This is a genomic window from Methanobrevibacter sp., assembly GCF_051877095.1.
Classification (GTDB): Archaea; Methanobacteriota; Methanobacteria; order Methanobacteriales; family Methanobacteriaceae; genus Methanocatella.
In genome coordinates, this window is record NZ_JBJEIO010000001.1 from 40,672 (window position 1) to 59,190 (window position 18,519).

The following is an 18,519-nucleotide window of genomic DNA, read 5'->3' on the forward strand; positions in this document are numbered from 1 at the left end:
TCACCTCTTATTTTATATAACATTTATTCATTTCTATATACTAATATATAAATATACTTACGAATTATTCGCAAAAATACAAACAAAAAAATAAAATAAAAAAAAGATTATCAAAACTGATAATAACATCCAAAATGTGTTTTTAATGTCTAAAAAAAATAAAATAAAAGGATTAAAAATCCTTAAATTTATTCACCTAATGCTTTTTTGATAGCAGGAGTTGCATCAATTTTTTGAGCATCAAAGGTTAATTCATCAGCTGATAATCCCATAGCTAATCCATATAATTGAGCTAAGTGGAATACAGGAATAGCAAAGTCAGTCCCGTATTTTTCATTTACTTCAACTTGACCTTGGTCAAATTGCATGTGACAGAAAGGACATACGTTAACAATTGCATCTACACCAGCTGCAGACATATTGTCGAGTTTTTCTTTAGTGAAGCTTGTAGTTACATCAATATCTCTAGCTCTTAAACCTCCACCTGCACCACAACACATCATTTTGTCTTTGTAGTCTACAGATTTAGCACCAGTAATTTCAACAAGATCATCTAAAATAGATGGGTTTTCAGCTTGGTCTTCAATACCAATAGTAGCAGTAGGTTTTAAGAAGTGACATCCATAATGAACAGCAACATTTAAATCTAAAGGTTTTTCAATGAGAGAAGCTAATTTTTCAAATCCAACATCGTCTCTTAAAATTTGAGCGAAGTGTTTTACATTAATAGTTCCTTTGAATTCTCTTCCAATTTCAGCTAAGTTTTCATTAATTTTAGCTTTTTTAGCTTCATCTTCCTGTAATATATGATTACATTCAAATAATGAACCGAAACAACCATTACATTCGGTCATAATGTCTGCACCCATATCTTCAGCAAGAGTTAAGTTACGAGCTGCGATAGTAGCCCAAGTTTCTTCATCAAAAGAACCGAATACACCAGGAGCAGGACAACAAGAAGCTCCTTCCATATCTTTTAATTCAATATCTAATGCTTCAAATAATTTTCTGGTAGCTTTTTCAACACCAGGATAACGGTTGTTCATAATACAACCTAAGAAGTATGCAATTTCCATATTATAACTCTCCTCATAAATCTATTCTTTTAATCCGCCGGTTGCTTCATCGAAACCAATTAATTCATCGAAAGCGGTAATTTTACATAATTTTTGTACTTCAGCTAATGCTTCAGGATAAGCATGAGTTGTAGGTGGTACTTCAGAAAGACCAATTTTTGCTCTTAAAGCTTTTACATTATCATTAATAGGTACTGCGTGACCAGTATTTAATACAAATACACCAGTCATTTTGTGAGCTTTAGCCATGTATCCTGCATGTGCAGCGATGTTACGTGCTTTTTTGATAATTTCTACAATTTTAACACTTCTTAAACATCTTTCTTGGCAAGTGTAACAAGTAGTACACATCCATAAAGCGTCATCAGAAATAACTTCTTCTTTTAAACCTAATAAACATTTTCTGACAATTTGTCTTACTTTATAAGGGGTTCTTCTTCCAGATGGGCAACTACCACTACAGGTACCACATTGGAAACAGTGTTTTACAGTTTCAATTCCAGAATCAATGAATTCAGCAGTGAAATCTGGATCACGATTACTATCATTTAACAATTCTTTATCAGTTAATAAAGTCATAGTATCTCTCTTTTTATCTTTATCATTTGAATTTTCTTCAACTTCCTCAACAACATCTTCGTCAGTTGTTTCTTCTTCATCTTCAATAGTTTCAACTTCCTCAACAACAACTTCTGTTTCTTCTTCAGTTGTTCCTTCACTAGTTTCAACTTCTTCCACAATTTCTTCAGATGAATCTTCTACAATTTCGATGTCTTTTTTGAAAGTTAAATCTTTTTTACTGTCTTCCATTTCGGAGGAGACAGTATCTTTCATTTGTGAAGATGTAACTTTGACATCATTAGATGTGTTTGATACATCATTATTGATGTCTGTTTCTTCATTATCTATGTTTCCTTTAAATAAGGATTTAAGACGATTTATTATAGACATTAAAAACACACCTCGGATAATCATTGGAGTATTTCCTCAAATCCTTAATTATATTCTTTAAAAAAGAATATATAAAGGTTACTAAATTTTTTGATAGTGTAATCTAAAAGATTACAACTAATGAAAAATTTTTATAAACCTAAAGATACAATAATAAAATAAAAAGTAAATAGGAAAGAAATAAATGATAAAAAGATTCGAAATTAAATCACATGATGGACCTGGAAGAGTCGGAAAAGTTGACGACAATATTACACCAAAAATATTTTTTAAAGATGAATTGAAAATAGCACCTAACCAAGGATCTGCACATAATATAGACCGTGAAATTGCAGAATTTAATGTAAAAGAAACATTAAAACTTGCACAAGAAAATGTTGATGATTGTGATATTGTAGTAATTCAAGGTTCAAAATATATTGATTTAAGAATTGAATGTCTAAAAAAACTAGAAGAAATTGGGTATAATGGATTTATAATAGCTAATGGTGATGCATTACTAACTAATCCAAGGGAACTTGTTGATCTCATCATATCCCTTAAAAAAGAAGCAAGAAAAACAAGTTATTTTATATTTCCATTTACAGAATTATCATTTATGCCCATTTTGACATACATGGGGATTGATGGATTTCTTGCAGACTCTGCAAATTACTATAGTTACCTAAAGGTCCTACAAACTCCAACTAAATCATATGACTTAAATAGTTACCCCATTTATGAAAATATTTCACAAAAAGATTTAGAAAAAAAGAATTTAGAAAATATGGAATTTGTAATAAAAGAAATCCATGCACACATGAAAAATAGATCTTTAAGAAATCTTGTAGAAGAACGCTCAGGCACAACCCCACAAAACATCTCAACTTTAAAAATACTTGATAAAAATTACATGGATTATCTATTAGAATATACACAAATATTCTAAAATTTTAATGAAGAAATAATGTTTTTGAACTCACGCTCTGACTCACCAGAAATATCAAGTGTCCTTAGTTCAAAAATATAAATCTCCTTTTTTTCAATAAAAACGTAAGTATAAATGTCAAAATTAATTTCAGGAGTATCCATATTTGCATGAACTTTAATAGCATCTTTACCTGCAATCTGAATAAAATCAGAAGATATAATAACCCCACCATCATCAGAGATTACATCTTCCATAAAAATTTTATAATCATCAAGATTTGTGGCAGTTGGAAATACTACTGCATTAAATAAATTATTCTCTCCTTTAGATAATGTTGCAATACAATCTGGATTAGATAATATATCTGCTTTTTCAACTTCCCAGCTATCTGGATATTCAAAAGTAATTTTACCTGTGTTAAATGTTCTCATGAATTATTCCTCTTTTTTTGATGAAACTTCAATGGTTTCCGGCTCTTCTTCAATAGTATCAATATATTTGGAAAATGGTTCTGGGAGTTTAGGCATTACTTCTTTTAAAATCTCAGCAGCATCAAGTTCTAAAACCTGTCCTGAAAGCAATTGTTCAACATCAAAGTCAAAATCAAATGGTTTGAGTAAATCATCTGTAGAAACCTTTAAATTAATCCTTTTTTTGTTTAATATCATTTTAAAAGTACTAGTGTTTCTAATTTGCTCGTTCATATCCTCAACAGTACTTTTTATTTCATATGCTATAGCTTTATTCTTCTCATTCACATCATGTTTAGACTTTTCAATAGATTTTTCTAAGTCTTCAACAAGCTGAGCATTTCTTCTATTGATATTATCTCTTGCCTCATCAATAACAACATTAATAGCATTTAAAATAGATTTATTTAACTCAACATTATAAGCCAAAATCATTTTATTTTTATAATCCAATTCTTTAAAAATAGCTACTCTTTCATCATCAATCCTAGTAATCTTTTTATTTAACTCATGAATTTCATCTTTTGCCATTAAAAGTTCATCTTTATATGATAATTGTTCTTTAAGAGAATCAACATCATCAAAAAAAGACTCCTTAAGAGTTTGAATTTGATTATTCAAATTTTCAATTTCAGCATCTTTTGCTTCAATCCTATGATAAAATTCATCGAGTTTTGAATCAGAAAATTGATTATCAAGTAATGATTCATATTCACTTTGTGCTAATACTTTTACTAAATCATTATCTTCAAAAGGATCTTCTTTTTTAAGACTCACTTGTTTTTGCTGGGATTCTTTTTCAACAGGGTTTCCATCTTTATCTTTACTAGTATATTTTTTAGTATAAACTCTAACAGTTCTAAATTCCTCATTATCCATTAATGACACCCACTCTATAATAATAAATAGATTAGTTTAATTTAAATAGTTAATGCTTAAAAAAAGAAAAAAAGAAAAAATTAGTTGACCTTTTCTTTTTCAATCCATAATAACATTGCTTCTTCGATAGCTTTTGAATACCATCCAGTTTTAAATAACATCTTACTGGAGGCAATTTTGCGAAAATCCAAGTCAATGTCATTATTGATGCTGATTGTAACACGCCTGTTTCGAGTCATGAAAATAGATAGTGTATACAAGTTAATAAATGTTTTAGTCTTATATTAAAGCAGTTTGATATATTAATTTTAATACTGATATGATCAATGATTAAATAACAAATCATTTGATTTACTATTATTAACATTAAACACTAATAATGTTGCTCTTCAATTGTTCCCTCCACTAGTAGCTTGTGGGCCTGCACTACATTAAACACAAAATTGTTCACCAATTTCTTCACCACAAAACGGATAGTAAAAATGATTTATCATCTTCACCTAATTCTAAACACAATCTACACAAAAAACCATAAACTACACCTACACTTTTTTAGAAGTTATTTACATATTTTATTACAATAAAATACATATCTTATATATAATAAACACAATGTTTTAATATAAAAATCATAGCACCCCAAAATCAAATAACAATATTTAAATAACATTAAAATATAAGTATTATACGATATGAATTAAATTTCATGTCAGATAATGAAAAAACATCAATCATTTTACAATCTCCAAAATGTTAGAATATATTTCATTAGGGAAGTAGAAATGAATACTACTTCCCCTCCCCCCTGTTTTTTTTAAAATTAACAAAAATACATTTTTGGCAAACATCACTATATAAAATAAAAAGATTTAAATAATTGTAAAACAAAAATAATAATCGATATGATGTAATATTCATATCAATTTGAACATCAGTCAATCTCTTTTATTAGTGAAAATGCCAATAAATAAAATCTAAAAAAGGAGTAGGAAAAACAGTACTACTCCCAATCTCCTATTTTTAAAAATTAAATATCTTCAAGAATTTTAGGGCTTGCTCCTGCAATTTCAACAAGATATTCTGCCTCAACAATGTGAAGTTTTGATGGTATTACAATACAATGAAGAGGACCTCCAAAATCAAAATCAATCAGTTCTTTGATTGTTCCGGCCTTAACACACACATCTTTTGATCCAACACGTGCAATACCCATAGCCAATGTATTTTCATCAACCAACCCATCATAATCCAAAGTATCATGAATATTCATCAAATATTCCAAACCCTGGTTAATAGTCATGTAACGGTCATTATGAGCTTGAATATCAAGCAAAACCAATGTATGCAAATCCATCTTTAAATTCTCCTCAATAGCCTCATAAGGAGATTTCGGATAAAAATTATAATCAGGGAAAGGAATTGTTGTTACTTTACCAAACTTATAACCTTGAAGACCAGAAATAGCTGGTGCTGAAGATAAAATAGAAGAACCATGAATCACCTCATAATCAATTCCTTTTTTAGAACATTGGACTAAAAAATCACTATGAGTAGTTGCAATTAAAGGATCTCCCCCAGTAATTAAAGCAACATTTTTTGTTTTAGCTTCTTCTATGAATTTACTTTCCTCTTCAACTTCTCCTCTAACTAAAACCTCAATTTTTTGGCCAACCAAATCCTCTATTGCCTCAAAGCTTGAACCAAATAATCTAGAAGTAAAAAACTCAGCATAAATTTTATCAACATTTCTCAAACATTCTAATCCTTTTAGAGATATATCTTTTTCATCAAATAATCCTAAACCCACTAAATAAAACATATATATTATATAATAATTTAAACATAAAAATACTTTATGAAATGTGTAAAAGTTCCATTAAGACAATTAAATGATACTCGTATAAAATTAATGGAAAATGGATTAATGAATATGGAATATAGAATAAAAGCAGATAGTGAATTTGGATATATTCCAATAAATGAAAATATTAATAATTATGAAATCATTGATATTGAATTAGAACCAATGAAAAAAGTTCCACACAATTTTGCTGAATTACTGAAAGATGAATTAACTTCCGAAGAAATTGAGAATTTAAGAACTTCTTTTGATACAATAGGAGACATTGTAATTTTAGAAATTCCTGAAAATTTACAAGACAAAAAACAAATCATTGGGGATGCTGCACTTAAATTTACAAAAAGAAAATCAATTTACATGAAAAGAAGTGCAATTAAAGGAACAACACGTGTTCGCGATTTAGAATTTTTATCTGGAGTAGATGATTCAGTTACAATCCACAAAGAGCATGGTGCTAGACTAAAATTAGATGTTCGCAAAGTTTATTTCTCACCAAGACTTGCAACTGAGAGAAAACGAGTAATGCAAAGTGTTAGTGATGGTGAAAAAATATTAGACATGTTTTGTGGAATTGGGCCATTTCCTATTGTAATAGCGCGCAATAAACATGTAGATATTACTGCTGTTGATATTAATGAATCTGCAATTAAATATTTAGATGAAAATATCCGATTAAATAAATTAAAAGGCAATATCAAAACTTGTTGCAGTGATGTGAGACAAGTCAAAGACAGCTTTAACTCCAAGTTTGACAGAATAATCATGAACTTACCAGGTCTTGCATATACTTTTCTTGATGTTGCAGTTGATTTAATTGAAGACAATGGAATAATCAATTATTATGAATTTTCTGATTCATATGAACAAGGAATAAAACGATTGACTGATACCTGTAATGCAGCTGGAAAAGAAGTGGAAATAATTAATTGTCGCAAAGTTAAATCCACATCACCTGGAGAATGGCATGTATCTATTGATGGAAAAATAATTTGAATAAATTAAAAAAATAGTATTAGGATTATTGCTTAAATTGGATCAATAATTCCTTTTTCAGTGATAATACCAGTAATTAATTCTTTTGGAGTTATATCAAATGCAGGATTAATTACTTCAGTACATTCAGGACAAATTCTTGCCCCACCATAATATCTGACTTCATCACCATTTCTTTCTTCAATAACAGTGTCAAAAATTGAAATTTCATTATCAAAAGTAGAATATGGAGCTGCTACATAAAATGGTATGTTATGATGTTTAGCAGCAAGAGCCACCATAAATGATCCTACTTTATTCACAACACCTCCACGTGCTATTCTATCTGCACCAATAACCACTTTATCTATTTTTCCTTGTGACATTAAAAATCCTGATGCAACATCTGGAATTAATTTAACTGGAATGTTTTCTTGTTGCATTTCCCATACGCTTAAACTTGCTCCTTGTCCACGAGGACGAGTTTCATCACATATTACATTAATATTTTTACCTTGTTCATGTGCAGCCCTAAATACTCCAAGTGCAGTTCCATAATCAACACATGCAAGAGCACCAGCATTACAATGAGTTAAAACAGTGTCTCCATCATCAATAACTTCAGCACCAAATTTTCCAATTGCCCTATTTGTTGCCATGTCCTCTTCATACATTTTTAATGCTTCTGTTAGTGCATCTTCACTATTTAAGACCCTATCTACTGCCCAAAACAAGTTTACAGCAGTTGGCCTTGCGGCTTTGATTTCAAGAGCTGCTTTATTTAAATCAGCACCCTCAATATCAGCAAGAGCCATTCCAAAAGCAGCTGATACTCCAATAGCTGGAGCTCCACGAACAATCATATCTTTAATTGCTACAATAACATCCTGATAATTATTACAATAAACATAAGTCAATTCATCAGGGAGTTTTGTTTGATCAATGAGTTTTAATTTATTATCTTCCCATTCTAGTGTTTTCATATTAACACCTAATTTTAAAAAAATATCATTAAAAGAAAACATTATATATTATGCTTCTTTTAATCCAAAATAGATTATTATAAAAACTTAAATCAAGCATTTTCAGTCATTATTGGTACAACTTGTTTTTTACGTGAAACTACACCTTCAAGTAAAACCATATTGTCTTCTAATTTAACACCATATGCTTTTTCAACAAGATCTGCATTTTTTCCAAGAGCAATAACTTGTGAATTGCTGTTTACAATATCAGTTATTAAAAGCATGAATAAATCTAAGTTTTCTTCTTCTATAATTTTATTTATACCTGCTTCTAATTCTTCTTTCATTTCTAAAACATCAGGGATACTAGCAGTATTTACTTGGTTAACAATAGATTTTACATCTTTAAAATCAATTTGCTTTGCATCTAATGCTAAAATTTCTTCAATTGAAAAACTACTTAAGTCTGTACCTGCTTTAAGCATTTCTAAACCATATTCTTCTGCATCAATTCCTGCAATTTTAGAAAGTTTCTCAACAGCTTTTTTATCATCTTCAGTTGTAGTTGGAGATTTTAAAAGTAAAGTATCGGAAATAATAGCAGATAACATTAAAGTTGCCATTTCTTTTGTAATTTCAACATTATTTTCTTCATATAACTTACATAAAATAGTTTCAGTACATCCAAGAGGTTCAAATCTTAAAAATAAAGGATAAGAAGTATTTAAAGCTAATTTATGATGATCAACAACTTTTAAAATGTTTGCATTTTCTAAATTATCAACAGATTCTGATGGAGAATTATGATCTACTAAAATTACATTAGCTCCATCTTCAACACTTTCTAAAAGTTCAGGTGCATCAATACCAATATAATCTAAAATAAATTCAGTTTCTTTATTAATATTGCCTAATCTATAAGCTTGAGCTTCAACATTACCTAATTCTTTTTCTAGGTTAGCCATTACTAAACTTGAAGTAATTGAATCACTATCTGGACTTTTATGTCCAAAAACATAAATTTTAACCATATTATCTTTCCTCAATTAAAATAAATAAAAAGTATATCAATTAATACTATCTGTTTCATCCATATTTAATATTATAGATGAATTTAAAAAAAATAATGAAATAAAAAAAAGTATTTAGTAATGACTTTGTGGAGTCATTCCTAAATGATGATCTTCTTTTTTATTACCTGGAATTCCATAAGCATCTGCTCTACATTGAGTACATGCTCTAAATACAGGTATAATTTCTTCAACTTCTTCTCTAACTTTTTCCATCATAGAACAGTCGGGTCTGGTTAAATGTTTCATTTTTCCTAATGGAATTAAAGGTAAAACATTCATTAAAGCTGCACCACGTTTTTCAACTTCACGAGCAATTTCAACAATATGTTCATCATTTACCCCAGGAATCAAAACAGAATTAACTTTAACTACTAAACCCTTAGCAGCTGCTTTTTCAACCCCTTCTAATTGATTTTTAATTAGAATTTCAACAGCTTCACGACCTTTGTAGACTTTTCCTTCATATTTAATAAATGAATAAATTTCCATAGCAACATCTGGATTAATTGCATTTATGGTAACAGTAACAGAATTTACTCCAAGTTCTACGAGTTTATCAACATACTTTGGAAGTAAAAGTCCATTTGTACTCATACATTTGATTAAATCAGGTTGTTCTTTTACTAATTTTTCAAAAAATTCAAATGTTTCTTCATTAGCAAGTGAATCTCCAGGTCCAGCAACCCCTACAACTGCAATTGGACCATCTGCAGTAACATCATTAATATGAGTGATTGCATCATCAGGTTTCATAATACAACTTGTTACACCTGGCCTATCTTCTTCATTATTAATATCTCTTGTACAGAAATTACAAAAGATATTACATTTTGGTGCAACGGGTACATGTGCTCTTCCAACTTTATCATGCATTTTTTCATTGAAACATGGATGTGCTCTTGTAATATGTGCAAATCTTGAACCATTATGTTCATTCATAATACCACTACTCCTTATAATATAACTTTTGTTATTTTGTATTGTTACGAACAAATATATATTTTTCTAAATGCCTTTGTTTAACTCATCAATATATTCATGTGCTCTTTCAATCCACGCATCTTTAATTAACTCATCAGTAGCCACAACAGTTATAATATTCCCAGTAGATAAATCTTTAATGATTTTAAATCCTTCAGGCAATATTCTAAATACTGCATCATAAATACGTCTTTGTAAATTAGAATGAGGATCATCCACAACCATATCTTTTAAATCAGTGTTGTCTCCACTAATTTCAAGTTGATATCTATTTGGCTGATAAATTTCATCTCTTGAAAATCTTTTCCATAATTCTTTAAGGATATTTGGAAGATAATTTTCATTATCAATCAAAATTGTTGTAACATCCTTTTGTTTATTATATATTAAATTAGCAACATCATCAAACTTGATAACATTAGAAGTTTTTCTCATTTTAATAGCTAAAATAAATACAGGGTCATCAGGATTTACATAAGCCTTTAAATCATCAACAGAAGAACCAAGAACTAAATCTTGAAAAATTTGTTTAATGATGATTTCATAAACTTCTGCACCCTTTTCATCATAACACTCAACTAACATCAAATCAACCCCTTATATTTATCTATTATCTTGTCTGTGTCCCATACCAGATACTAAAAGTGCACAACCTACAGCACCAATATGTTGAGAATATTCAGGTACAATAACATCAATTCCTCCTAAAGTTTCACTTACTGCTTCAACAAGACCTGAAATTAAACTTGTTCCTCCTACTTGGATTAAAGGTTCACGAATATCAATTTCTTGAAGTTGTTGTTCATAAACTTGCTCTGCTACAGAGTGACATGATGCGGCTGCAACATCAGCTTTAGAACCACCAGCTGCTAATGTAGTAACAAGGTCCTGAATACCGAATACGATACAATATGAATTTAACATAGCATTTTTCCAATTACCTTGCACTGCAAGAGGACCTAATTCAGTGATGTCCACGTCTAATCTACGAGAAGTCATATCTAAGAACCTTCCAGATGCTCCTGCACAAATACCACCCATAGTAAAGTTATCAGGAATACCATTGTTTACTGTAATTACTTTGTTATCCATACCACCTATATCCAATACAGTAGCTTCTCCTTTTTGACAATCTGCTAAGTATACTGCACCTTTAGCATTAACAGATAATTCTTCTTGGACAAGTTCAGCTTTGAACTTTTCACCCATTGTGAATCTACCATAACCAGTAGTTCCAAGACCATCAATATCATCAAAAGTATAACCTGTACCTTCAAATGCTTCAGCAGCTGCAATATTCGCAGATTCAATGATATCTTTAGTAGATGTCCAACCAGTCCCAATAACTTTATTGTTTTCCATGAGTACTGCTTTTGTAGTTGTTGAACCTGAATCCAAACCAAGAGTAAGACCTTCTTGTTTTTCACGAGCGAGAATATTCCTACGAGTAACAGTAGTGGCTAATGCTTCCATACGGATGAATAATTCATCTGCTTTTGTCCTTTCAGTAAATGAATAGGTAACTACTGGAATACGTGTATTATTTTGTATGAATCTTCTTACTTCATTTCTTACTAATGCTCCTTCAGCACATCTAAAACAAGTTGCAATAAACACTGCATCAGGTTTACATCTACCTTCTACAATAGCCATTGCTCTTGCAATCATCAACTTTAAACTTGAACTTTGAGCTGAAAATCCAAATTTTACATAAGATTCATCAATATAATCTAAATCAATTTCGGGAAGAATAATTTCTGCACCAAATTTATTTGCCGCCTTTTCAATTTCTTTTTGAATTCCACTATATTCTGTTCCACATGAAACTAAAGCAATTTTTACCATTATTATTCCCCCTCATCATTATTTTCAAGTGAATCCACAAATTCATTAATTGCATTCATCATAACATAAGTTTCATCTTGATTATCAGGATATTTTAATTCTAAAACTGGAATACCTTTGTTTCTAAGTAAAAATATTGATAATTCATTAGTCCTTGCACACCCAATACAACCAAAACCATATGGAGCCCCATCAACTATAATAGCTGCTTCAGCTTCATCTATAAGTGGCCCAATAATGGACATTCTTCCACGTACACCTGAAGGAACTTCAATAGCTGCGTATTTAAGCCCTGCGAGTGGATCTTCTTCTGTAATATTCATTGGTGGAGAATCAATTTCTGGATCTTTAATTTTTTGTCTAATTTGTTTTTGAAGAACTAAAGGAGTGTGACCTTTTCTTTCTAATAAATCTGCTAATATTAATGAATTTGGAGGATAAATAGCAATTTTAACCATAATTTCACCTATTCTTTTTTGTCTAAACATTCATTCATGATTTCTTTAAATTTATCAACATCAATTGGTTTTTTCTCTTCAATTTCAACTTCTTTAGGATTTTCTAAAGCTTCTGAAACAAAACCAAGTATTCTATACTCTTTTTCCATTTGGTGGAAACCTTCCCTTGGACCAAACCTATGACCCCTACACCTTCTAGGGTCACCAGGAGCAAATCCTCTTTCTTTTGTAAAAATATGATTAGGATCAAGCTTTCTAATTTCTTTAATGGCTTTATAAACATCTTCACTTTTTCCACTAATCATAGCCCCATAACAAGTGTTTTTAATAGTAAGTGGCAAATCAAGCATGTGAAACTCATTAACAATTTGCTGTTCACTTACATTAGCACCAGGCCCAATAAAAATCATACGAGTAATTACATCTGGATCCCAATCTTCTGTACCTAAATCAGGACACATTGTTAGATTCGGCAACATACACCACAACTCCTTCTTTTAATTTTTCAATACGATCATAATCAGAAGTAACATCACCAATTATATTTGTTGCTTCAAAATTTTCAGCAGTCGGTCCAAAATCAGAATTGTCTTCAAACCTAATACCTATTAAACCAGCATTTTTTGAAGCCATATTAGTAATTCCAATTTGACCTCTTATATTTTTACCAACAGGATTATTCTCGGGGACTAGACCTTTAGCTGCTTTTCTATCTCCTTCAAAAATTACAATATGCATTCCAGGTACTGCAAAATGAATTTTAAGTTGACCAATTGGATTTTCTAAAAGACCAGATAATAATTTAAAGTACCTTACAGATCTTGGAGCATTATCAACAAAATTAATTGTGCATAAATCCTCTCTTTTAATAGCTTTAGTAATAACTCTACCACTTTTTAGAATATCAATTGTATGTTGAGGATTTTGTTCAACAATAATTGCATCATCATCAATAAGTCCATCAATTATGTGCTCAACACCAACAGCAGACAGTAATTCACTAGCTTCTGCTTGACTTTTGTTTAACAACATTAATCTGTTTTGTTTAGATTTGATTGTGATAAATTCATTTTCTTTTGCAACATCAATAAGCTCCATACCCTCGACTACTTTTCCAACAGTAGTGTGATTTGGGGATAAAACTCTATTTTCACGATAAATGAAAAGTTTTCCAACACCTACACCTTCATTTCTAACAGTGATTGTCCCTCTATTTCTTTTAGTTATGTGTTCTTTAGGTTTTTTAAGGCTAGCCAATTCATAAAAACCTAAAAAAGTTTCACTTTCATATGAAACCTGCATTTTACCATCTTTAATAAGTGAAAATAAATGCTCCACACAAACAGGAGACTCTTCATCAATATCAAAAGACATATAAGTATATAATTCATTACCTTCTTCTAAAACAGTACTTAAATCAGACACAGATACAATATCCGTTGTTGTACTTCTCTCAATAATTGGTTCAATACCAATTATTGAATCATCATCGGTTAAATTATCTAAAGTTTTTTTACCACCAACTACATGAGCAAAAATACCTTTATTAAATGGAGGTACACTATAAACATTAGTAGTATTATCTTTAAGCAATATTAAATGAGTAGACTCATTACTAAAACTAGATAAACTTAAAACCACATCCCCTTCATAATATTTATATTCATCAGATGTTGGTTCCAAATCAGTTACAATAGGACCAATAGCTACTTCAGTTGTAGTAGACCATCTGATGTTTAAATTAACAAATTCATTATATTGATTTTTCCAAACATCAACAAGTGGTTTAGCCTCATCAGATTCATCTAATTGGATAACGATGAAACCTTTATTAGTTTTAAGCTTATACTTACTAATATTCTTTTCAAGTTCCTTTTTACCCTTAATTAAACAAACAATACAACCCGGAGTATATGGAGCATTAGTTTCCTCAATCACATCTCGAATTGTGGAATCCTCTGCTACATCCATTTCTTCTCCATTAATTTTTATTAACATACGATCTCCTAACCTAAATGTTTAAAACAACATATTTTTCAATTCCCTTTTATTATACTAAAGAAATTTTAGGTTTTTATAAAATAATATAATATAATATATTTTATATAATATAAAAATTTTAAGAAAAAACCACATAACTCTGAAAAAATAATTAAACTGAGATAATAAAAAAGAATTGTATAAAAAATCTAAAATTAGTATCCTATAAACTATAAAATCATGACTATTTTTTCATTACTTATTATTAACTCTCATTAAGCATGAAAAAAAATTTCAGGAAAAAATATGATAATAAGTTTGTGTTTATCCTAAATACATAAAATTACTAACACTACAAATATTACTGGATTCTTAATCAAAAAAATACTTGTATTACATTTACAACACATGCCATTATAATACTCTTCTTTTAATTTTTTAACTAATCTTAATTCCATTAATGAATTTGAAATCCCAATATAATTTTTTAAATTCAATGAATAAATCTTTAAATCAGAATTTTGTAATTGGTTTATATATTTTATTTTTATATATTCACTAAATATAAAAAAAATTATATTAGAACAAAATAATAACAATAGAACAAGGAGACAAAAAATGAGAATCACTAAAAGACATATTTTTTCAATATTAGTTATTCTGATAATATCACTTGGAGTTGTTTCAGTAGCTAGTGCATATACCGGAACAGGTTTTTCACATGACATTCCAACTTCAAAATATAGTGGTCTTTCAGATTCAGATATTTTAAACAAATACAACAAAACAGATTGTCATGTAGAAGAAAGTGCTATTTGTACTAAAGTTGTTGATGGAGACACTATTTATTTAGACAATGGTGAAAAAATACGCTTTGTTGGAGTTAATACACCTGAAAGAGGTGTTGATGGTTATGATACTTCTAAGAATTTCGTTAAACAATTATGTTTGAATAAAGAAGTAGGTATTGATATCGATGATTCAAAACACAATGATCGTTATGGTAGGACATTAGCAGTTGTTATTGTTGATGGGAAAAATGTTAATGAAATGCTTTTAAAAGAAGGTCTAGCTGAAATCATGTACATGCCACCTAGCGAATTTAACCCATTTGATTGGGGAACTGCTAGCACACATGTAGATACCACTCATAGCTCATCTTCAACAACTAGCAGCCCATCAAGTGCAGAATCCACAACTTCATCAGATTCAGCTCAATACATCGGTAATGCAAATTCAGGAAAATTCCATTCTAGTGGTTGCAGTGCTGCTAACAAAATGTCTGATAGCAATAAAGTATTTTTCTCAAGTAGAGACGATGCAATAAATCAAGGATATACACCATGTAAAAGGTGCAATCCTTAATTTTTCTTTTTTTAATAAAAAAAATAGCAAATATGAGGAAATTAATATCCTCAAAGCAAATTTTATCTAAAAATAAAAACAGGATTTGTTTTTTGATTAAAAACTTCTGCTTGTTCATCATCATAATTTAAATATAAACAATCAGAATCAGTTATTTCACCAACAACTGCTGCTTCAATTGAATATTTAGCAAGATACTCTTTAATATATTCACATTTATCTTCACTTGCAGTAAACACAAAACCAGAACCTGGATATGACCTAAGCCAATCTATCCAAGAAACTGACTCATTTCTTGGAATATCTTCTAAGTTAACAACAGCTCCTTTTCTAGAAGTTTCTAAAAGCATTTCTAATGTTCCTAAAATTCCAGGATTTGATATGTCCTTTCCAGATTTTATATAATCATGTTCTGCTAAGTATTGAACAGCAGTAATTTGATCTCTAACAATTTGTGCATCTTTATCATAAGTTGTATCCCAATTCAAGCTAAACATCTCATGAGGTTTTCCATCAAGATCAATTGCTACAATTACTTTGTCTCCAACTTCTGCTCCAAAACTTGTTATAATCTTGTCTTTTTGAGCTATTCCAACAATAGCTACTCCTAATGAGTCAACTTCACCATCAGGATGCAAATGTCCACCAACCATTGGGACACCAAATTTTAAACATCCATCTTTAATTCCTTTTAGTAATTCTTCATAAATATCATCATCAGATATGGACATTATATTAACCATAGCCAATGGTTTTCCACCCATTGCAGCAATATCATTCACATTCACCAAAACAGAACAATATCCTGCCCAATAAGGACTTATATTCATAATGTCTCCCCAAATACCATCAGCTGCAATAAGTATTACCTGATTATTTCCAATGTCAATAGCTGAAGCATCATCACCAATGTCAATTACAACATTACCTGAAACATTATATGACTCTTCTAAAAGAGAAATTACATTATTAATAGAACTTTTACGAGATACTCCCCTAAACTCTTGAATTTCTTTAACAAGATTTTTAAAATCCAAAGATTACACTTCCTAACTATTTAATATAACTTATTTTATATTTACAATTAATATTATTTATTATTTCAATTATTTTGTCTCGAACTTCATCAATGCTTGAATAATCAAATGATTCCTGATCGCCGTCAAACATTATCTTCTTAATATATTTACCAACGATATCATCAAAACCACTTTCAACTTCAAAAATAATTGAATTTTTAACCTTAAATCCATCTTCTACAACTTTATCCAAATCCCCATCAGTTATTCCAATTATAGGTATATCAAATCTATAAAGTATATCAGAAGATATTAAAGTAGTGTCATCACCTACACAAATTACCATAGAAGAACCAATGAATTTATATACATCTTCACCAGCATGGTCTAAAAATGAAACTTTAAAATTATTAAGTTTATTTGTTGAAATTACTCTTGGTGTAACTTTTGCATGTCTTAAAAGACCTGTTTTTATAACTGCAGATTCTAAATCAACTTCACCTAATTTTTCAAGACCATGTTGTTTAAGTTCACCACCCACTATATCAACAATATGATTATCACGAGCTATTAATATGAGTTTATCAGAATTAGTTTTACCTATGATAACACTATTAACCATGATATTCTCACCAGGACTTACTCCATGAACAATTCTTTGATTAACACCAACATTATCTTGTTTAATATGATTTTCATAAACCTCCTCAGGCAATACAACAGATAAGTTTAATTTTTCAGATAACTCATTGACAATACCCAATTCATTATTCCAAGGAATAATACTACCATCTTCTTCCCCTGGTCTTTCTATTTGAATTACTGGAATATTATTATCATCAATTTTATCAATATAATGATTATATACTTTATATCCAAAAACTTGACCTGTAACATCGGATTTTCCATAATTAATTAAAAAAATCACATCAACATTATCATCATGGAAAATCTTTAAAGAATCACTAGGCACTAATTTACGTGTTATGTCAATTATGCTTTCTAAACTAGCATCAATGACTGCAGTCCTACCCATTGTGCCACCAAGCCTTACTGAAACATCACCGTAATTTTTAAGCAAGTTAATTAGTTTTAAGGCATATCCTGAATCAATAATATTTGGACCATGAACAACTATACCTATTTTCATTTGTCCACCTTAATCCTTTTTTTAAATATTTTTGATCCACAAATCTCACAGTCATCAAATGGATAATCTTCACCATATTCTTTTTTACATCCTTCACAAACTTTTTTCCAATTATAAATTCCTTTAATACCTCCAGTTATAATCCCTGAATAAGGAATCCCTAATATTTTCAAAGTATTCTGAATAGTATAATCATCAGTCATTACCATTACATTTCGACCTTCTTTTGAAAACATATATGCAAGTGAAATTAATTTTTTATCAGGTAAAGACAACCTTAAAATATCACCAGAATCAGATATAGTCTTATTAACACAATTTAAATATTCATTTGGGACATCATATATAGTTAATTTACACTCATCAATAGCCATGTCAAATGTCAATCTAGATTTAAAGTCTTTAATTTCAGCAGTAATTTCAGGAACTGTGAAATTATTATTGGAAGTTAATTTAAATCCATTAATAAAAGCAGAAGCATCCAATATATAACAAATTTCCATATAAATATATTGAATTTTATAAATTAATAAAGTTTAGTAATTTAAAAAAAAATATCATATG

20 protein-coding genes are annotated in these 18,519 nt (G+C 29.6%); 3 read left to right on the forward strand and 17 right to left on the reverse strand.

Annotated elements, in window-relative coordinates:
* Nucleotides 1–188 precede the first annotated feature (188 nt).
* Nucleotides 189–1,076 carry a CoB--CoM heterodisulfide reductase subunit B gene (hdrB, locus tag ACI389_RS00190; RefSeq protein ID WP_439779548.1) on the reverse strand — a complete coding sequence of 296 codons (888 nt, stop codon included), beginning with the start codon at nucleotides 1,074–1,076 and terminating at the stop codon, nucleotides 189–191.
* 21 nt (nucleotides 1,077–1,097) lie between these two features.
* Nucleotides 1,098–2,027 (reverse strand): CoB--CoM heterodisulfide reductase subunit C, encoded by a 930-nt coding sequence (gene hdrC / locus ACI389_RS00195; RefSeq protein ID WP_439779549.1) that lies wholly within the window; start codon nucleotides 2,025–2,027, stop codon nucleotides 1,098–1,100.
* Between the two features lie 184 nt (nucleotides 2,028–2,211).
* On the opposite strand from hdrC, the gene ACI389_RS00200 reads away from it, so the two are divergent.
* Nucleotides 2,212–2,955 (forward strand): archaeosine tRNA-ribosyltransferase, encoded by a 744-nt coding sequence (locus ACI389_RS00200; protein ID WP_439779550.1) that lies wholly within the window; start codon nucleotides 2,212–2,214, stop codon nucleotides 2,953–2,955.
* Here ACI389_RS00200 and ACI389_RS00205 read toward each other — a convergent pair.
* From ACI389_RS00205 to dph5, 4 genes are all read right to left on the reverse strand, one after another.
* The gene (locus ACI389_RS00205; protein ID WP_439779551.1) at nucleotides 2,952–3,368 is read right to left on the reverse strand and encodes a hypothetical protein; all 417 of its coding nucleotides are present in this window, start codon (nucleotides 3,366–3,368) and stop codon (nucleotides 2,952–2,954) included. The two genes, ACI389_RS00200 and ACI389_RS00205, sit on opposite strands and share 4 nt — an antisense overlap.
* A gap of 3 nt (nucleotides 3,369–3,371) precedes the next feature.
* On the reverse strand, nucleotides 3,372–4,286 hold the full coding sequence (locus ACI389_RS00210; RefSeq protein ID WP_439779552.1) for a coiled-coil domain-containing protein: 915 nt from the start codon (nucleotides 4,284–4,286) through the stop codon (nucleotides 3,372–3,374).
* An 80-nt stretch (nucleotides 4,287–4,366) separates the two neighbouring features.
* Complete coding sequence (locus tag ACI389_RS00215; RefSeq protein ID WP_432644837.1) at nucleotides 4,367–4,525, reverse strand: hypothetical protein; 159 nt, start codon at nucleotides 4,523–4,525, stop codon at nucleotides 4,367–4,369.
* Between the two features lie 788 nt (nucleotides 4,526–5,313).
* Nucleotides 5,314–6,105, reverse strand: coding sequence for a diphthine synthase (gene dph5, locus ACI389_RS00220; RefSeq protein WP_439779553.1), 792 nt, complete (start codon nucleotides 6,103–6,105; stop codon nucleotides 5,314–5,316).
* Nucleotides 6,106–6,141: 36 nt separating this feature from the next.
* Here dph5 and ACI389_RS00225 point away from each other — a divergent pair, with 36 nt between their 5' ends.
* Nucleotides 6,142–7,140, forward strand: coding sequence for a class I SAM-dependent methyltransferase (locus ACI389_RS00225; protein ID WP_439779554.1), 999 nt, complete (start codon nucleotides 6,142–6,144; stop codon nucleotides 7,138–7,140).
* Nucleotides 7,141–7,172: 32 nt separating this feature from the next.
* On the opposite strand, the gene mtnA is transcribed toward ACI389_RS00225, so the two are convergent.
* The 8 genes from mtnA to mmp3 form a co-directional block, all read right to left on the reverse strand.
* Nucleotides 7,173–8,102: an S-methyl-5-thioribose-1-phosphate isomerase gene (gene mtnA, locus ACI389_RS00230; RefSeq protein ID WP_439779555.1), complete on the reverse strand. Its 930-nt coding sequence runs from the start codon at nucleotides 8,100–8,102 to the stop codon at nucleotides 7,173–7,175.
* 92 nt (nucleotides 8,103–8,194) lie between these two features.
* Nucleotides 8,195–9,115 carry a manganese-dependent inorganic pyrophosphatase gene (locus tag ACI389_RS00235; protein WP_439779556.1) on the reverse strand — a complete coding sequence of 307 codons (921 nt, stop codon included), beginning with the start codon at nucleotides 9,113–9,115 and terminating at the stop codon, nucleotides 8,195–8,197.
* Nucleotides 9,116–9,229: 114 nt separating this feature from the next.
* Complete coding sequence (locus ACI389_RS00240; protein ID WP_439779557.1) at nucleotides 9,230–10,096, reverse strand: radical SAM protein; 867 nt, start codon at nucleotides 10,094–10,096, stop codon at nucleotides 9,230–9,232.
* Nucleotides 10,097–10,162: 66 nt separating this feature from the next.
* Nucleotides 10,163–10,723, reverse strand: a complete 561-nt coding sequence (locus tag ACI389_RS00245) for a methanogenesis marker 17 protein (RefSeq protein ID WP_439779558.1) — start codon at nucleotides 10,721–10,723, stop codon at nucleotides 10,163–10,165.
* 18 nt (nucleotides 10,724–10,741) lie between these two features.
* Nucleotides 10,742–11,983 (reverse strand): methanogenesis marker 15 protein, encoded by a 1,242-nt coding sequence (locus ACI389_RS00250; RefSeq protein WP_439779559.1) that lies wholly within the window; start codon nucleotides 11,981–11,983, stop codon nucleotides 10,742–10,744.
* Nucleotides 11,984–11,985: 2 nt separating this feature from the next.
* Entirely contained in the window at nucleotides 11,986–12,441 is a 456-nt protein-coding gene (locus ACI389_RS00255) for a methanogenesis marker 5 protein (RefSeq protein ID WP_439779560.1), read from the reverse strand.
* 8 nt (nucleotides 12,442–12,449) lie between these two features.
* On the reverse strand, nucleotides 12,450–12,920 hold the full coding sequence (locus ACI389_RS00260) for a methanogenesis marker 6 protein (protein ID WP_439779561.1): 471 nt from the start codon (nucleotides 12,918–12,920) through the stop codon (nucleotides 12,450–12,452).
* Nucleotides 12,892–14,439, reverse strand: a complete 1,548-nt coding sequence (gene mmp3, locus ACI389_RS00265; RefSeq protein WP_439779562.1) for a methyl-coenzyme M reductase-associated protein Mmp3 — start codon at nucleotides 14,437–14,439, stop codon at nucleotides 12,892–12,894. Before mmp3 ends, ACI389_RS00260 begins: the two co-directional genes overlap by 29 nt.
* A 600-nt stretch (nucleotides 14,440–15,039) precedes the next feature.
* Between mmp3 and ACI389_RS00270 the strand changes: the two genes are divergently transcribed.
* Entirely contained in the window at nucleotides 15,040–15,786 is a 747-nt protein-coding gene (locus tag ACI389_RS00270; protein ID WP_439779563.1) for a thermonuclease family protein, read from the forward strand.
* A gap of 62 nt (nucleotides 15,787–15,848) precedes the next feature.
* On the opposite strand, the gene ACI389_RS00275 is transcribed toward ACI389_RS00270, so the two are convergent.
* From ACI389_RS00275 to ACI389_RS00285, 3 genes are read right to left on the reverse strand one after another with little or no spacing between them, the layout of a single operon-like run.
* Nucleotides 15,849–16,823: a methanogenesis marker 2 protein gene (locus ACI389_RS00275; RefSeq protein WP_439779564.1), complete on the reverse strand. Its 975-nt coding sequence runs from the start codon at nucleotides 16,821–16,823 to the stop codon at nucleotides 15,849–15,851.
* 16 nt (nucleotides 16,824–16,839) lie between these two features.
* On the reverse strand, nucleotides 16,840–17,955 hold the full coding sequence (locus ACI389_RS00280) for a DUF2117 domain-containing protein (RefSeq protein ID WP_439779565.1): 1,116 nt from the start codon (nucleotides 17,953–17,955) through the stop codon (nucleotides 16,840–16,842).
* Nucleotides 17,952–18,458: a ribonuclease VapC gene (locus tag ACI389_RS00285; protein WP_439779566.1), complete on the reverse strand. Its 507-nt coding sequence runs from the start codon at nucleotides 18,456–18,458 to the stop codon at nucleotides 17,952–17,954. Before ACI389_RS00285 ends, ACI389_RS00280 begins: the two co-directional genes overlap by 4 nt.
* Nucleotides 18,459–18,519 lie beyond the last annotated feature (61 nt).

Bases quoted from the DNA above. Each gene is read 5' to 3' on its own strand.
- hdrB (WP_439779548.1), bottom strand. From the start codon at position 1,076: ATGGAAATTGCATACTTCTTAGGTTGTATTATGAACAACCGTTATCCT.
- hdrC (WP_439779549.1), bottom strand. From the start codon at position 2,027: ATGTCTATAATAAATCGTCTTAAATCCTTATTTAAAGGAAACATAGAT.
- ACI389_RS00200 (WP_439779550.1), top strand. From the start codon at position 2,212: ATGATAAAAAGATTCGAAATTAAATCACATGATGGACCTGGAAGAGTC.
- ACI389_RS00205 (WP_439779551.1), bottom strand. From the start codon at position 3,368: ATGAGAACATTTAACACAGGTAAAATTACTTTTGAATATCCAGATAGC.
- ACI389_RS00210 (WP_439779552.1), bottom strand. From the start codon at position 4,286: ATGGATAATGAGGAATTTAGAACTGTTAGAGTTTATACTAAAAAATAT.
- ACI389_RS00215 (WP_432644837.1), bottom strand. From the start codon at position 4,525: ATGACTCGAAACAGGCGTGTTACAATCAGCATCAATAATGACATTGAC.
- dph5 (WP_439779553.1), bottom strand. From the start codon at position 6,105: ATGTTTTATTTAGTGGGTTTAGGATTATTTGATGAAAAAGATATATCT.
- ACI389_RS00225 (WP_439779554.1), top strand. From the start codon at position 6,142: ATGAAATGTGTAAAAGTTCCATTAAGACAATTAAATGATACTCGTATA.
- mtnA (WP_439779555.1), bottom strand. From the start codon at position 8,102: ATGAAAACACTAGAATGGGAAGATAATAAATTAAAACTCATTGATCAA.
- ACI389_RS00235 (WP_439779556.1), bottom strand. From the start codon at position 9,115: ATGGTTAAAATTTATGTTTTTGGACATAAAAGTCCAGATAGTGATTCA.
- ACI389_RS00240 (WP_439779557.1), bottom strand. From the start codon at position 10,096: ATGAATGAACATAATGGTTCAAGATTTGCACATATTACAAGAGCACAT.
- ACI389_RS00245 (WP_439779558.1), bottom strand. From the start codon at position 10,723: ATGTTAGTTGAGTGTTATGATGAAAAGGGTGCAGAAGTTTATGAAATC.
- ACI389_RS00250 (WP_439779559.1), bottom strand. From the start codon at position 11,983: ATGGTAAAAATTGCTTTAGTTTCATGTGGAACAGAATATAGTGGAATT.
- ACI389_RS00255 (WP_439779560.1), bottom strand. From the start codon at position 12,441: ATGGTTAAAATTGCTATTTATCCTCCAAATTCATTAATATTAGCAGAT.
- ACI389_RS00260 (WP_439779561.1), bottom strand. From the start codon at position 12,920: ATGTTGCCGAATCTAACAATGTGTCCTGATTTAGGTACAGAAGATTGG.
- mmp3 (WP_439779562.1), bottom strand. From the start codon at position 14,439: ATGTTAATAAAAATTAATGGAGAAGAAATGGATGTAGCAGAGGATTCC.
- ACI389_RS00270 (WP_439779563.1), top strand. From the start codon at position 15,040: ATGAGAATCACTAAAAGACATATTTTTTCAATATTAGTTATTCTGATA.
- ACI389_RS00280 (WP_439779565.1), bottom strand. From the start codon at position 17,955: ATGAAAATAGGTATAGTTGTTCATGGTCCAAATATTATTGATTCAGGA.
- ACI389_RS00285 (WP_439779566.1), bottom strand. From the start codon at position 18,458: ATGGAAATTTGTTATATATTGGATGCTTCTGCTTTTATTAATGGATTT.